Consider the following 559-nt stretch of genomic DNA (forward strand, 5'->3'; position numbering starts at 1 on the left):
CCATGACCACCGCCATCACCACGCTGCCCGGTCTCACCGCAGGAACCTGGGCCATCGACCCCGTCCACTCCACCGTCGGCTTCTCCGTCCGCCACCTGATGGTCAGCAAGGTCCGCGGCACCTTCAACGACTTCACCGGCGCAGTCACCGTCGCCGAGGACGGCACCGCCTCCGTCACCGCCGAAATCCAGGTCGCCTCCATCGACACCAAGAACACCGACCGCGACGCCCACATCAAGTCGGCCGACTTCTTCGACGCCGAGCAGTTCCCCACCGCCACCTTCACCTCCACCGGCATCCGCACCAAGGGCGACGACTACGTGGTCGACGGCCAATTCACCCTCCGCGGCGTCACCCGCCCCGTCGAGCTGGCCTTCGAGTTCAACGGCGTCAACCCCGGCATGGGCCACGGCCCGGTCGCCGGTTTCGAAGCCACCACCGTCCTCAACCGCAAGGACTTCGGCATCAGCATCGACATGCCCCTCGAAGGCGGCGGAGCCGTCGTCGGCGACAAGATCACCATCACCCTCGAAATCGAAGCCGGCCTCCAGGCCTGATC

The 559-nt window shown here is 66.9% G+C and carries 1 protein-coding gene; it reads left to right on the forward strand.

The features are described 5' to 3' along the window. Nucleotides 1-2 precede the first annotated feature (2 nt). On the forward strand, nt 3-557 hold the full coding sequence (locus tag NOF53_RS27480) for a YceI family protein (protein WP_255974837.1): 555 nt from the start codon (nt 3-5) through the stop codon (nt 555-557). Nucleotides 558-559 lie beyond the last annotated feature (2 nt).

The sequence above is a fragment of the Rhodococcus tibetensis genome (genome assembly GCF_024438035.1).
Taxonomy (GTDB): domain Bacteria; phylum Actinomycetota; class Actinomycetes; order Mycobacteriales; family Mycobacteriaceae; genus Rhodococcus_F; species Rhodococcus_F tibetensis.